Genomic DNA, 14,808 nt, shown 5'->3' with positions numbered 1-14,808 from the left:
GGAGATTTTTTTATTACATTGAATAGTTTGGTGCTTCATTAGTGATTTGCACATCGTGTGGATGGCTTTCTTTTAGACCCGCACCTGACATTTCGATAAACTGAGCATTGTCATGTAATTCTTTTAAGTTAGCAGCACCACAGTAACCCATACCAGAACGAATACCACCAATCATTTGGAAAACAATATCAGCTGCTGCACCTTTATAAGCAACACGACCTTCGATTCCTTCTGGAACCAGTTTGTTTGCTTCATTGACAGAACCTTGGAAGTAACGGTCGCTTGAACCCTTCCTCATAGCAGCGATTGAACCCATACCTCGGTATGTCTTGAACTTACGTCCTTGAAAGATCTCAGTTTCACCTGGAGCTTCATCTGTTCCTGCAAACATTGATCCGAGCATCACTGCGTTTCCTCCAGCAGCAAGGGCTTTTACAATATCTCCAGAATATTTGATTCCACCATCAGCGATAATTGTTTTACCATATTCACGAGCAACTGCTGCTGCATCGTAAATTGCTGTTACCTGGGGAACTCCTACACCAGCAATAACGCGAGTTGTACAGATTGACCCTGGGCCAATACCGACTTTAACAACGTCAACACCTGCATCATAAAGAGCACGCGCACCTTCAGCAGTAGCGATATTCCCAGCAATCAAAGTACGGTCTGGGAAATGCGCACGGATTTCAGCTATTTTACGAAGTACACCCGCTGAGTGACCATGGGCTGTATCGATAACAATAGCATCTGCACCTGCTTCGAAAAGTGCTTCCGCACGTTCAAATGTATCAGAAGTAACTCCTACCGCACCAGCAACTAGAAGACGACCGAATTCATCTTTTGCCGCATTTGGGAACTCAATCACTTTCTCGATATCTTTAATGGTGATTAAACCAGAAAGACGACCCTCTTCGTCAACTAGAGGTAGTTTTTCAATACGGTGTTCTTGAAGAATACTCTCAGCAGTTTTTAAATCTGTACCAACCGGAGCAGTAACTAGGTTTTCACTAGTCATGTGTTTTGAAATTGGTTGGTTGTAATCAGAAATGAAACGCAGATCTCGGTTGGTCAAAATACCAACTAACTTACGATTTTCAAGTGTTTCAACTACTGGAATACCACTAATACGGTAACGACCCATAAGTTCATCCGCTTCAGCAATTGTATGTTCTGGAGTCAAGAAGAATGGATCAATGATAACACCATTTTCAGAACGTTTTACCTTACGAACCTCATCTGCCTGTTGCTCAATAGACATATTTTTATGGATAACTCCAAGTCCACCTGCACGCGCAATAGCAATCGCCATTTGACTTTCTGTTACAGTGTCCATTGCAGCTGTAATAATTGGGATATTTAAAGTCAGATTATCTGCCAATTTTGTAGTCAAATCCGCATCATTAGGCAACACATGACTCTCTGCTGGAATAAGCAATACATCATCAAAGGTAAAACCTTTTTTCAAAAATTTAGTGTCCCAATTAGACATTGAAGTTTCCTCTTTTCTTTATTTTTGAGCTTAACGCTTTTTGTATTGTATCTATCATACCATTCTATGAAAATTTGTCAATTAAATTTATAAGAGAACAAATAAAAAACTATCCCTCTTATTTTAAAGAAGAAATAGTTTTATAGTTCATATTTTATCCATTAGTGAAAGTAATTTAGACCCATTGCAGCTTTTACTTCTGATAGTGTTTGCCCAGCAACTTCTCGAGCTTTTTCACTACCTTTTTGGAGCATATTATAAACCTCACCCATATCTTTAGCATATTCTAGGCGACGTTCACGGATTGGACCAAGTTCACGTTCTAGAATTTCAAGTAGGTAACGTTTGGTCTTAACATCACCAAGGCCTCCACGTTGATAATGTTCCTTCATTTCAGCAATTTCTTGAGCATCCTCAGGTCGACCGAATACGTCCAAGTAATGGAAAACCATATTTCCTTCAATCTTACCTGGATCCTCAACACGAATATGGTCTGGATCTGTATACATACTCATTACTTTTTTACGCAAAGTATCTGCATCATCAGCTAGGTAAATTCCATTATTAAGTGATTTCGACATTTTGGCATTACCATCAAGACCTGGTAAACGTCCCGCACCTTCGTGCTCAGGGTAAATTCCTTCTGGTTCTACTAAAACATCACAGTTATAGGCATGGTTGAAAGAACGCACAATTTCACGTGTTTGTTCAATCATCGGCTTTTGATCATTCCCTACTGGAACCAAGTTAGCCTTAAATGCTGTAATATCTGCTGCTTGCGCAACTGGATAAACTAAAAATCCAGTTGGAATACTTTCACCAAAGCCTTTTTGAGCAATTTCAGTCTTTACGGTTGGATTTCGTTCCAAGCGAGCTAATGAAACTAGGTTCATATAATACATAGAGAGCTCTGCCAATTCTGGAATCTGGCTTTGAATGAAAATCGTTGCTTTATTAGGATCTAATCCCACTGCAAGATAGTCCAAAGCAACATTCCCAATAGACTCTACAATAGTTTGTGGATCTTTTGCATGGTCTGTTAGTGCTTGCTGGTCAGCTAAAAAAACAAACATGTCATATTTATTTTCTTCTTGTAGTAAGACACGATTTTTCAAACTACCAACGTAGTGCCCAATATGTAATTTCCCCGTTGGACGATCTCCTGTTAAAATAATGGGTTTACTCATCTTATTCTCCTTTGATATGGTCCTTTCAATTATAGCATTTTTTTAATAAAAAGACAGATAATTTTTTTATTGAAACAATAGAGATGTTACCCCTTTCAATCGTAAAGGGGTTGTCAACTTTGTTTACAAAAAATTGACAAATAAAAATTTGAATAATTGATGATTTTCTAGTAGAATTAGAGTATTACATATAATAGGAGAAAAACTTTGCTAACAGTATCTGATGTTTCACTACGTTTTAGTGATCGTAAACTTTTTGATGATGTAAACATCAAATTTACAGAAGGAAATACCTATGGTTTGATTGGTGCCAACGGTGCTGGAAAATCAACCTTTTTAAAAATCTTAGCTGGAGATATTGAACCGACAACTGGGCATATCTCTCTTGGACCAGACGAACGTCTTTCAGTACTTCGTCAAAATCACTTTGACTACGAAGATGAGCGTGTTATTGATGTTGTTATCATGGGTAATGAAAAACTATACAACATCATGAAAGAAAAAGACGCCATTTATATGAAAGAAGATTTTTCAGATGAAGATGGTGTTCGCGCAGCTGAACTTGAAGGAGAATTCGCTGAACTAGGTGGTTGGGAAGCAGAAAGTGAAGCTTCACAACTCTTACAAAATTTGAATATTCCAGAAGAACTTCATTACCAAAATATGAGTGAACTAGCAAATGGCGACAAAGTAAAGGTTCTCCTTGCTAAAGCCCTCTTCGGTAAACCAGATGTCCTTCTTTTGGACGAGCCAACCAATGGTCTGGATATTCAATCCATCACTTGGCTAGAGGATTTCCTAATCGACTTTGATAATACTGTCATTGTCGTATCCCACGACCGTCACTTCTTAAATAAAGTTTGTACTCACATGGCTGACCTTGACTTTGGAAAAATCAAACTCTATGTCGGAAACTACGACTTCTGGAAGGAATCTTCTGAGCTTGCTGCTAAATTACTAGCAGACCGTAATGCTAAAGCAGAAGAAAAAATCAAACAACTTCAAGAATTCGTTGCTCGTTTCTCTGCTAATGCTTCTAAATCAAGACAAGCAACTTCACGTAAAAAAATGCTTGATAAGATTGAGCTAGAGGAAATTGTTCCTTCTAGTCGTAAATATCCATTCATCAGCTTTAAAGCTGAACGTGAAATTGGGAACGACCTCTTAACAGTAGAAAATCTATCTGTAAAGATTGACGGTGAAACTATTCTTGACAACATCAGCTTCATCTTGCGTCCAGGTGACAAGACAGCTCTTATCGGACAAAACGACATCCAAACAACTGCCTTGATTCGTGCCATTATGGGTGAAATTGACTATGAAGGGACTGTCAAGTGGGGAGTTACAACTAGTCGCTCTTACTTGCCAAAAGACAATTCAGCTGATTTTGCTGGCAGTGAATCTATCCTTGACTGGCTCCGTCAATTCGCAAGTAAAGAAGAAGATGACAACACCTTCCTACGTGGTTTCTTAGGCCGTATGCTTTTCTCTGGAGACGAGGTTAACAAACCTGTAAACGTCTTGTCAGGGGGAGAAAAAGTGCGCGTGATGCTCTCAAAACTCATGCTTTTAAAATCAAACGTTCTTGTACTTGACGATCCTACAAATCACTTAGACTTGGAATCTATCTCAAGCTTGAACGATGGATTGAAAAACTTTAAAGAGTCCATCATCTTTGCCAGTCACGACCATGAGTTTATTCAAACTTTGACTAACCACATTATTGTCCTATCTAAAAACGGCGTCATCGATCGTATTGATGAAACATATGATGAATTCTTAGAAAATGCTGAAGTTCAAGCAAAAGTCAAAGAACTTTGGAAAGATTAGGTAGAACTTAAAAAACTCAGTTGAATTAACCAACTGAGTTTTTTTATTAATTACTTGTAAATCATTCATTGTTTCACGTGAAACTTTTTTAATCTTCATCCATTTTTTTAGGTTGATAAGCAAGCATACCTAATCCTATGAATAGAATTAAAGTTACGAGAAGGAAAATTACCTGATAATGAACATTCCCTGTCATAGAAATTGTTTGTCTCAATCCTGAAACTGAATAACTCATTGGTAACCAAGGATTGACAGCCTTAAAGAAATCATTAGTCAAAGCAAGTGGATAAGTTCCTGCACTTGATGCTAATTGTAATAATAGTAAAATAAGAGAGAAGAAAGCACCTAAGCGACTATTCCATGTCGTTAACGCGGTTACCATAGACATAAAGGTCAAACTTGCGATGATGATTAAGAACAAGGTTCTCATTTCATGATTTGCCGTTAGACCGATAAGATGAACTCCTCCATAGACTAAGACAGCTGCTAAAACAGCTATAACTCCATTTATTTCGAAACGAGATTTAACCCAAGCCCAACGACTTTCAGGATGACGACCTGAAGGTAACTTAGCAAAAATCATATTTGTTGATAACGCAGCAACAAAGAGGGCCACAGATATCATATAAGGAGCCATAGCAATCCCATTTACAGGAACCTGATCATTGTCTGTTTTTGAAAGACTCAAGGGCTCAGATAATACTTCTGCATTACTAGACTCTGTTGATGCTATTTTTAGTTGATTGCTAGCAGCGTTCAATCCATGTTCTAGTCCAGTAGCTCCTACTTGTAAACTTTCAATACCAGCAGTTAAAGTTGTTCCACCATCTGCTAGTTTTCCAGCGCCATCAGCAATTTTCACTGCTCCACTTCCTAACTGAGAGCTAGCTGAAAGCAATTGATTTGATTTGTCTGTTAATTGACTAGAACCTAGCTGTATTTTATCAAGTCCTGCAATTAAGTCTGAACTCTTACTATTTAATTGGCTAGAACCAGATGAGAGTTTTTCGATACCTGTTACTAGTTCTGGAGTTTTCCCAGCTAGCGAATCCAAACCAGTTGTCAAGGTTGAAGAGTTTTCTGTCAACTTACTTGATCCAGAAACCAATTGATCCAAACTTGTTGTTAAAGTTTTATTCTTTTCACTTAGTTGGTTTACACCTAAAGAAATAGTATCCAACCCTTTAGTATAATCATTAACTCCATTTTCAATCGATTGACTTCCAGGAACTAACTGATTATCTAAAGCATTTTGCAACTGTGTAAATCCACTTGACATAGATGTCAAGGAACTAGACGCCACAGTTAATACTTGATTTGCTTTAGTCTGTAAAGTAGAAAGATTAGAGACTGGTTGGTTTACACTTCCCAAATTTTCTTTTAGATCTCCTACCGTCGTTAAAATTGCTTTTGCTGACTCTATCGTAGAGTTAGAATTATTTGAAACAGCTGCAGTCAGTTCTTGTTTCTGAGTATCAGTAAGAGATTGATAAGTTGCTGTTGCTTGAAGATTGGTAAGAGTTTTCTCTTGCTCTGTTTGACTATTAGTCACAATAGTTTGAGCAAGAGTAGATATATTCGCTAAATCATTAGATATTGTACTTTTAAGTTCAGTATTATCTGAAATAGTTACAGCTTGAAGTGCTTTATTCAATTCATCTAAACTAGTTGCTAATTGAGTGATTTCCTCTTTTTGTTGAGATGAAATATTCAATTGAGTCGAAATTTCTTTAATTCCTTTATTTAATTGGGTAATACCGTCTCTCAATGTGTCTGATTGACTAGATAATTGATTTGCCCCAATAGATAGCTTGTCAACACCGCTTGTGTAAGCATTGACACCAACTGAAAATTGATTGAGACCTGTATTCAGTTGCGAAACTCCTCCTGCATATGACTTCATTCCAGTATTTAGCTGATTGACACCTGCTACTAATTCTGGAGTCTTGGAAGATAATTGATTGAGTCCAGTGTCAACCTGTGAAACTGCACTTGTATAGTTCTGTAAACCATCATTAAATGTACCTAAGCCACTATTCAGTTGCTTTACTCCTGTTACATACGTTGTCAACCCTTTTGTAAATTGATTTGTGCCATCAGAAAAGGTTAAACTTGAACTAGCTAAAGTGTCAAGATTAGAAGACAATGTCTGACTTCCTACAGCTAACTGACTAGCCCCATTGGCCAATTGTTCACTTCCATCAGCTGCCTTCGTTAAACCAGATTTTAAATCTCCCATCTTTTGAAATAAAGCTTTCGTATAGGTTTCGGTTACATTAGCAGAAACATTTTGTTTTAACTGTGTCATGGCAGAATCACTCATCTTACTTGCAATGAAACTATGCCCGCTAGAAGTTTGATAGTTAATATTCATTTGTTCTGGGTGATCTGATAGAATAGAAGCAGCCTTTTCAGATAAGTCACTTGGTAAAGTTACTACCATATAGTAATCACCGTCTTCTAGACCCTTCTTACCTTCTTCTTCACTGACAAAATGAAAATCTAATGATTTATTTTGCTCTAAATTGGACACCATGTCTTTTCCAATAGTCATTGTGTTTCCATTATAAGATGCTTCTTTATCATTATTAACGACCGCTACAGGCAACTCAGATAATTGGCCATATGGATCCCACATAGATGATAAAAATATGATGTTGTATAAAGCAGGAATAAGAGAAATCCCTATCATTACAATGATAAAGGTTGGTTTTTTAAAAATTGCTTTCCATTCTTTAAACATATTGTCTCCTTTTTTACACATATTGTCTAAAATTTTGATATAATAGATTATACATTAAAAATTCTTATTTACAAGTCAAAATTATCATTTTTAGACACTAAGTCTATTTTTGTTCACAAGGAGGAACTATGAAAGAGAGCAACAAACGCTTAAAAACCAAACGTACTATTGAGAACGCCATGGTTCAATTATTAACGGAACAACCATTTGATCAAATTAGCACTATTAAGCTGGCAGAAAAAGCCGGAATTAGTCGTTCTAGTTTTTATACTCATTACAAAGATAAGTATGATATGATTGAACATTACCAAAGTAAGCTTTTTCATACCTTTGAGTATATTTTCCAAAAACACGCAAATCATAAAAGAGATGCTATTCTAGAAGTGTTTGAATACTTAGAGTCTGAACCTTTACTAGCTGCTCTTCTATCTGAAAATGGTACAAAAGAGATACAAAACTTCCTGAGAAATAAACTTCACATTATGCTTAGCACTGACCTCCAAAAACGCTTTATGCAATTAAATTTAAACAATATTGAGTTAGAGTATAGCAGTATTTATCTAACAAACGCACTATTTGGTGTATGCCAAACCTGGATTGCTCATGGAAAAAAAGAAAGTCCACAAGAAATGACAAACTTTCTTATGAAAATGTTGGGAGATGCAAATTAGAGACAAAAAAAGAACACCAATGGTGTTCTTTTTGTTTAACTCCGCCAGTAGGACTCGAACCTACGACATCATGATTAACAGTCATGCGCTACTACCAACTGAGCTATGGCGGATAATATAGTCCGTACGGGATTCGAACCCGTGTTACCGCCGTGAAAAGGCGGTGTCTTAACCCCTTGACCAACGGACCATCTATCTGTAGCAGATATAACCATTATATCAATTTCTTACTAATTGTCAATCACTTTTTAGATTTTTTCTCCAGAATATCTCTTAATTTCCGTACCTTTAGACGGGTAATTGGACAACGATGATCCTCATAAAAAACCACTTCTAAATTTTTTCGATCAATTTCCCTAATATTTCCTACATTGACAAGAAATGATTTATGAGCAGAATAAAATCTTTGAGTATCTTTATCTTTTTCTTGAATATCCGCCATAGTACCATAAAATTCTTTGGCAAAATTCTTACCAATAATCCTTAATTTATGAGATACTCCTGTTGTTTCAATATATAAAATATCATGGTAGGGAATTTTTAAATCATTTCCCTTGTAATTATAGTCAAAATAATCCACAACATCTTTATTTTCAAGCAGCATACTTTTGGTATATAAGATACTCTGTTCGATACGTTTTTTAAATAATTCATCATTGATATCTTTATCAACAAAATCCAAGGCTGATACTTGATATTTGTAAGTTAAGGTAGCAAATTCTGATCTACTAGTAATAAATACGATAATTGCATAGGGATTGTGGCGACGAATAAACTGTGCTACCTCAAATCCTTTTTTCTCAACACCATGAATATCAATATCTAGAAAATAAAGCTGGTTTACTTCATCATTTTCGATATATTCCTTAAATTCTCGTTCTTTACCTGTTGTTTTATAAGAAATAGGAATATTTAATTCCTTTGAAATTTCATCCAAGGTTCTTTCTAATCTGACTTGATGTTGAATAACATCTTCTAAAATTAATACTTTCATTCAAACTCTCTCTTAAATCTAATAATCTGTCTAAACTTACTATCTTCCATCTCTGTCTCTAAAATGATATTTTCATACTTATCCAAAATATCTTTGACATTATTAAGACCAATTCCTCTATTTCTACCTTTAGTAGAAAAACCTAGTTCAAACAAGTCTTCTGAAGGCGTCATAGTATATTTACACGAATTTTGAATCACGATAACTGTTTCTAAATCCATCTTAATCACTGCAACCTCCATTTGTTTCAAGTAACTTTCTGCAGCACCTTCGACAGCATTGTTCAATAAAACGCTCATAATACGCACAAGATCAAGTAAATCAATTGACAACCTTGTGATAATATCCTTTACTTCTAGTGTAAACTCTACGTCCTTATTTCTTGCATATACAATAGATTGAGCAATTAAACTTCGTAAAGCTGAATCTTCTATATTGTTTAAATCAAAGTATGTATACTTATCTGAACGTAATTTTTGATTAGCTTTGACTAGAACTTGATTGTAAATTCTGTCAATTTCCTGTAAATCTTTACTGTCAATTGCCATTTGCATACTGACAAGCATCCCTGCATAATCATGACGAAAACCACGGATTTCATTATACAAAGCCACAATTTCATCTGTGTAAGTCTGTAAATGTTCTTGTTCAAATTTTTTCTGATTTAGAGCAATTTCTCTTTCAACTTGGACCTTCTTGGCATTCATTGCAAAGAAGATTAGTAATAAACAAATAAAGACAATTGTTGCTAAAATACTACCAAAACTATTAAAATGCACATAATTACTTACTATATCTGAAATGAATAATAGGATTTGTAAAGCAAAGAAAGCAAAGATGACCTTTTTAAAAAATGAATAGAGGTAATCTTTATCAAAATAATTGAGCTCCAAGTGAAAATAAAAAATAATTTTTTTTATTACAAAATAAGTCAGCAATAAAACTACTACAAAAAACAAATCTTCATATTTGGTTACAAAAGAATCACCTGTAACAGAGGATATGGTTACGGATAAAAAAGTATGAGTGCTATGATATAATAAAGACAATAGCAGACTGATAAAAATAGCTTTGTATTTATCAAACTTTTTTAACCCTATTAAATAAAAAAATATAATACAGGTAAATGAAATTTTTTCCATTCCAAATCCATCTAGATAAATAAAATAGAATAAAACTTCAACTATAAACTGTAATAGAAATACCCAAGAAATAAACAGATATCTTTCTTTTTTGTTGCCTTACAAATGAGTTCATAGCTATTTGTTAGAATAAGAATATGAAGAATAACTATGAGTATTTTCAATAAATCCATTATATCTCCCTATAATGTTTTCTCTTTTTTCTTATAAATGAACTTACCAATCTATTATACAAAATGTGATTTATATTATAAGTGATCATTCTCAACTGCACATTTTTGTACCTGAACTGTCAATTTTTACAAAAAACGCTGGGTTTCCCCAGCGTTAAATCTAGTATATGATCCCAGCAGGATTCGAACCTGCGACCGTTCGCTTAGAAGGCGAATGCTCTATCCAGCTGAGCTATGAGACCTAACTAGTTTATCTTATCAAAATAATCGAAAATAGTCAATCCTATTTATGATAGGGAGAACCTTGTTGGATGGTAAAGGCTCGATATATCTGTTCTACAAGAACTAGACGCATTAATTGGTGAGGAAGAGTTAAACGACCAAAACTAAGGGATAGATTCGCACGCTTTTTTACTTGAGGAGAGAGTCCTAAACTCCCACCGATAACAAAGGTTAAGGTTGAAAAACCATTAATAGATGCTTGTTCTAACTGTTTACTGAATTCTTCAGAAGACAAGGTTTTCCCTTCAATAGCTAAAACGACAACAAATTCTCTATCCCCAATTTTGGAAAGGATTCGATTTCCTTCTAAATTCAAGATTTTTTCATTTTCAGAATCACTAGCACGATCGGGAGTCTTTTCATCAGCTAATTCGATCATTTCTACGGCAGCAAATCGTGATATTCTTTTAGAATATTCTGCAATTCCATCTTTGAGATACTTTTCTTTTAGTTTTCCAACTGTTACAAGTTTAATTTTCATGCTTCTATTTTACCATAATCGTGTTCTATTCACATCTTATTCACAAATGAAAAAGGTGAAAAACACAATAAATTCACAAATTTTCAACAATTATCCACAGATTGTTGAAAACTTAAGTTTTTTAAGTTAGAATTAAGTTAATAATCTTATACTTTCACTAATTAATCAAATATGGAGGATTCTATGAAAAACTTAAACAAGTTTTCAAAAACAATTGGACAACTTTTACTAGTTATTCTTATTAGCTTTTTTAGTGGTCTATTAGGAAGTTTGGCTGTTCTTCAGTTCAACCAAAAGCAAGGAGGTGGAGAACAAAATAGTGCAGCAGTCACTCAGACTGCTTCGAAAAATGAAAATTCTACCACACAGGCTGTAGATAAAGTTAAAGATGCAGTTGTATCGATTATCACTTATTCAGAAAACTCTCAAGGTGGTTTTGTTGGAACTGATGATACTGATACAGATTCAAACACTGAACAAATTAACAGTGAAGGTTCTGGTGTTATTTATAAAAAAGAAGGTGAATCTGCCTATTTAGTTACTAATACTCACGTTATTAATGGCGCTAAAAAAGTTGACGTTCGTTTGACTGATGGAACAAAAGTCCCAGGTGAAATTGTTGGTTCTGATACCTATTCTGATATTGCAGTAGTAAAAATATCTTCAGAAAAAGTTTCTACAGTTGCTGAGTTTGGTGATTCAAGTCAATTAGCTGTTGGAGAAACGGCTATCGCAATCGGTAGTCCTTTAGGTTCAGAATATGCAAATACAGTTACTCAAGGGATTGTATCAAGCTTGAACAGACATGTTTCTTTGAAAGCTGAAGATGGTCAAGCCATTTCAACAAATGCCATCCAAACAGACACAGCTATTAACCCTGGTAACTCTGGAGGTCCTTTGATTAACATTCAGGGAGAAGTTATCGGTATTACATCAAGTAAAATTGCCTCAAATGGTGGAACATCTGTAGAAGGCCTTGGTTTTGCTATTCCTGCAAATGATGTTATTAATATTATTAAACAATTAGAAAAAGATGGAAAAGTAACTCGACCAGCGCTTGGTATCCACATGGTTAACTTAACAAACCTCAGCACAGCTGACCTTCAAAAATTAAAACTTCCTGACAACGTTACTTCTGGTGTAGCTGTTCGTTCTGTTCAAAAAAATATGCCTGCAAATGGACATTTACAACAATATGATGTTATCACAAAAATAGATGATACTAAGATTTCTTCTACTACTGAATTGCAAAATGCACTTTACAGTCACTCTATTGGTGATGAAATGACTGTAACTTATTACCGTAATGGTAAAGAAGAAAAAACTACAATCAAACTAGATAAGAGTTCAAGTGATTTAAATTAATAGTTTACATATTTGTAAACCTACTTTACAGAATATTAAAGATATGATACTGTAGAGGTATGGAAGAACTCAAACTAATTCGTATCAGTGATATTCAAAAAAATCCCTATCAACCTCGTAAAGAATTTTCAAAAGAAAAAATTCAAGAACTTGCCCAATCTATTAAAGAAAATGGTTTAATTCAACCCATTATTGTCCGTCAATCTCCAGTTATCGGATATGAAATTCTAGCTGGAGAAAGACGGTATAGGGCATCGATAGAAGCTGGGCTATCAGAAATTCCTGTAATAATCAAAAAATTATCTGATCAGGATATGATGGTTCACTCAATCATTGAAAATTTACAACGAGAAGACTTAAATCCGATTGAAGAAGCAAAAGCCTATCAATCTTTAATTGATAAAGGATATACTCATGCAGACATTGCTGAAAAAATGGGGAAATCACGCCCTTATATCACTAATCTTGTTCGATTGCTAACTCTCCCTGATTTTATTTTAAAAGAAGTAGAAACTGGAAAATTGTCTCAAGCACATGCTAGACTTCTAATCCAACTACCTTTGAAAGAACAAAAAAATTTACTCAATCGCATTCAGAAAGAGGATTTATCAGTTCGGCAGGTGGAACATCTACTTAAAGAAGAAAAAAATAAGAAGAAAAGCAAAGAAAAAGATCACTTTATCAAAGAAGAAGAAGAAAATTTGAAAAAATTGTTGGGATTAGATGTCCAAATCGTCCTTCAAAAAAAGAGGCAGGAAAAATAACTATCTCTTTTCATAATCAAGAAGAATACCAACGTTTTATTAACAGCCTGAAATAAGGCTGTTATTTTATTTTTCTAAACTCACATACTTATCCACTGGATTAGTATAGAAAAAGTCTATTAAATCAAAATCCAGACCTTTTATCCACAAGTTGTGGATAAATCTTTTAAACATTGTGGATTGTTTTTCACAAGTTGTGGAAAAATTGCTTGCTATGTGATAAAATAGTGTTTAAGATTACACCATTTAGAAAAGGAGGAGTTTGTTGTTGAAAGAAAAACAATTTTGGAATCAGATTTTAGAATTAGCTAAAGAGAGATTGACACGATCAATGTTTGATTTCTACGCAACACCTGCTGAATTAATAAAGGTTGAGGGAAATGTAGCTACCATATTTTTGCCAAGATCTGAAATGGAAATGGTTTGGAGTACAAAACTCAATGATATTATTGTAGCTGTCGGTTTTCAAATCTATGACACTGAAATAAAAGCTCAATATGTATTGACTAAAGAAGATTCTAATACCTCCGATATAGCAAGCAATGTTGAAAACAGTAATCATCAACAGGAAGAAATTAAAAAGTCTATACCCTATTCAGAAACAGGATTAAGAGACATCTATACTTTTGATAATTTTATACAAGGTGATGGAAATATTTGGGCTAAGTCTGCTGCTTTAGCCGTCTCGGAAGATCCTGGACTAACTTATAATCCTCTGTTTATATATGGAGGACCTGGTCTAGGGAAAACTCACTTGCTCAATGCTTTGGGGAATGAAATTCTCAAAAAAAATCCTAATGCGCGTGTAAAATATATTCCTGCTGAAAGTTTTATTAATGAATTTTTAGATCATTTAAGACTCAATGATATGGATAATTTTAAAAAAACCTATCGAAGTCTAGATCTCCTTCTTATTGATGACATTCAATCTCTCAGTGGAAATAAAGTGCAAACTCAGGATGAATTTTTCAATACATTTAACAAACTTCACAGTAATAATAAACAGATTGTTTTAACGAGTGACCGTAGGCCAGAACAACTAGAAAATCTACCTGAGCGACTTGTCACGCGCTTCTCATGGGGATTAACAACGGATATTACTCCACCTGATTTCGAAACTCGTATCGCTATTTTAAACAGTAAAACAGAGGATTTAGATTATCATTTTCAACCTGACACAATCGAATATTTGGCTGGCCAGTTTGATTCAAATGTACGTGAATTAGAAGGTGCGCTCAAAGATATTAGTCTTATGGCTAAAGTTAAACAAATCAACACTATAACTGTGGATATTGCATCTGAAGCTATACGTGCTCGAAAACAAAGCGTCAGCACCATGATCGTCATTCCGATTGAAAAAATCCAAGAGGAAGTCGGAAAATTTTATGATGTGAGCGTTAAGGAGATGAAGGGAACTAGACGTGTTCAGAATATTGTTCTAGCTCGCCAAGTTGCTATGTACCTAGCTAGAGAATTAACTGATAACAGTCTTCCAAAAATCGGAAAAGAATTTGGTGGTAAAGATCATACAACCGTCATTCATGCTCATGCAAAAATCAAATCTATGATTGAAACTGATGATAAATTACGTATAGAAATCGAAACCATTAAAAAGAAAATCAAATAACTTGTGGATAAGTGTTTAAAATTTTACTGATTTATTAACAAATTTTAAACAAGTATA

At 34.6% G+C, this 14,808-nt stretch carries 9 protein-coding genes, 3 tRNA genes and 2 pseudogenes; 5 read left to right on the top strand and 9 right to left on the bottom strand.

The window, feature by feature from the left end; genetic code table 11:
• Positions 1–13: 13 nt before the first annotated feature.
• Complete coding sequence (gene guaB, locus SPAR10_RS03895; protein WP_004250957.1) at positions 14–1,492, bottom strand: IMP dehydrogenase; 1,479 nt, start codon at positions 1,490–1,492, stop codon at positions 14–16.
• Positions 1,493–1,653: 161 nt separating this feature from the next.
• Positions 1,654–2,679: a tryptophan--tRNA ligase gene (gene trpS / locus SPAR10_RS03890; RefSeq protein WP_004250956.1), complete on the bottom strand. Its 1,026-nt coding sequence runs from the start codon at positions 2,677–2,679 to the stop codon at positions 1,654–1,656.
• Between the two features lie 207 nt (positions 2,680–2,886).
• On the opposite strand from trpS, the gene SPAR10_RS03885 reads away from it, so the two are divergent.
• A complete protein-coding gene (locus tag SPAR10_RS03885; RefSeq protein WP_004250954.1) occupies positions 2,887–4,509 on the top strand; it encodes an ATP-binding cassette domain-containing protein in 1,623 nt (540 codons plus the stop codon).
• Positions 4,510–4,597: 88 nt separating this feature from the next.
• On the opposite strand, the gene SPAR10_RS03880 is transcribed toward SPAR10_RS03885, so the two are convergent.
• Positions 4,598–7,252, bottom strand: coding sequence for a YhgE/Pip domain-containing protein (locus tag SPAR10_RS03880; protein ID WP_004250953.1), 2,655 nt, complete (start codon positions 7,250–7,252; stop codon positions 4,598–4,600).
• Positions 7,253–7,380: 128 nt separating this feature from the next.
• On the opposite strand from SPAR10_RS03880, the gene SPAR10_RS03875 reads away from it, so the two are divergent.
• A complete protein-coding gene (locus tag SPAR10_RS03875) occupies positions 7,381–7,923 on the top strand; it encodes a TetR/AcrR family transcriptional regulator (RefSeq protein WP_004250951.1) in 543 nt (180 codons plus the stop codon).
• 39 nt (positions 7,924–7,962) lie between these two features.
• Here SPAR10_RS03875 and SPAR10_RS03870 read toward each other — a convergent pair.
• From SPAR10_RS03870 to rlmH, 6 genes and pseudogenes are all read right to left on the bottom strand, one after another.
• A tRNA-Asn gene (locus SPAR10_RS03870) sits at positions 7,963–8,036 on the bottom strand.
• A 5-nt stretch (positions 8,037–8,041) separates the two neighbouring features.
• Positions 8,042–8,113, bottom strand: a tRNA-Glu gene (locus SPAR10_RS03865).
• Between the two features lie 51 nt (positions 8,114–8,164).
• Positions 8,165–8,917 (bottom strand): competence system response regulator transcription factor ComE, encoded by a 753-nt coding sequence (gene comE / locus SPAR10_RS03860; protein WP_004250949.1) that lies wholly within the window; start codon positions 8,915–8,917, stop codon positions 8,165–8,167.
• Positions 8,914–10,232 (bottom strand): annotated as a pseudogene (gene comD / locus SPAR10_RS03855) (competence system sensor histidine kinase ComD). The gene comE and the pseudogene comD overlap by 4 nt, the downstream one beginning before the upstream one ends.
• Positions 10,233–10,400: 168 nt before the next feature.
• Positions 10,401–10,474: transfer RNA gene (locus SPAR10_RS03850), tRNA-Arg, on the bottom strand.
• 41 nt (positions 10,475–10,515) lie between these two features.
• Entirely contained in the window at positions 10,516–10,995 is a 480-nt protein-coding gene (rlmH, locus tag SPAR10_RS03845; protein ID WP_004250943.1) for a 23S rRNA (pseudouridine(1915)-N(3))-methyltransferase RlmH, read from the bottom strand.
• Positions 10,996–11,178: 183 nt separating this feature from the next.
• Here rlmH and SPAR10_RS03840 point away from each other — a divergent pair, with 183 nt between their 5' ends.
• From SPAR10_RS03840 to dnaA, 3 genes and pseudogenes are all read left to right on the top strand, one after another.
• Positions 11,179–12,360 (top strand): S1C family serine protease, encoded by a 1,182-nt coding sequence (locus tag SPAR10_RS03840; RefSeq protein ID WP_004250940.1) that lies wholly within the window; start codon positions 11,179–11,181, stop codon positions 12,358–12,360.
• 59 nt (positions 12,361–12,419) lie between these two features.
• Positions 12,420–13,180: pseudogene (locus SPAR10_RS03835) on the top strand (ParB/RepB/Spo0J family partition protein).
• 212 nt (positions 13,181–13,392) lie between these two features.
• Positions 13,393–14,751, top strand: a complete 1,359-nt coding sequence (dnaA, locus tag SPAR10_RS03830) for a chromosomal replication initiator protein DnaA (protein ID WP_004250937.1) — start codon at positions 13,393–13,395, stop codon at positions 14,749–14,751.
• Positions 14,752–14,808: the final 57 nt, after the last annotated feature.

The sequence above is a fragment of the Streptococcus infantis SPAR10 genome (assembly GCF_000279535.1).
GTDB classification, from domain to species: domain Bacteria; phylum Bacillota; class Bacilli; order Lactobacillales; family Streptococcaceae; genus Streptococcus; species Streptococcus infantis_I.
Note: the sequence above shows the minus strand (reverse complement) of the source record. Positions and strands in the feature narration are given on the sequence as shown.

Bases quoted from the DNA above. Each gene is read 5' to 3' on its own strand.
- SPAR10_RS03880 (WP_004250953.1), bottom strand. From the start codon at position 7,252: ATGTTTAAAGAATGGAAAGCAATTTTTAAAAAACCAACCTTTATCATT.
- SPAR10_RS03840 (WP_004250940.1), top strand. From the start codon at position 11,179: ATGAAAAACTTAAACAAGTTTTCAAAAACAATTGGACAACTTTTACTA.
- trpS (WP_004250956.1), bottom strand. From the start codon at position 2,679: ATGAGTAAACCCATTATTTTAACAGGAGATCGTCCAACGGGGAAATTA.
- guaB (WP_004250957.1), bottom strand. From the start codon at position 1,492: ATGTCTAATTGGGACACTAAATTTTTGAAAAAAGGTTTTACCTTTGAT.
- comE (WP_004250949.1), bottom strand. From the start codon at position 8,917: ATGAAAGTATTAATTTTAGAAGATGTTATTCAACATCAAGTCAGATTA.
- SPAR10_RS03875 (WP_004250951.1), top strand. From the start codon at position 7,381: ATGAAAGAGAGCAACAAACGCTTAAAAACCAAACGTACTATTGAGAAC.
- rlmH (WP_004250943.1), bottom strand. From the start codon at position 10,995: ATGAAAATTAAACTTGTAACAGTTGGAAAACTAAAAGAAAAGTATCTC.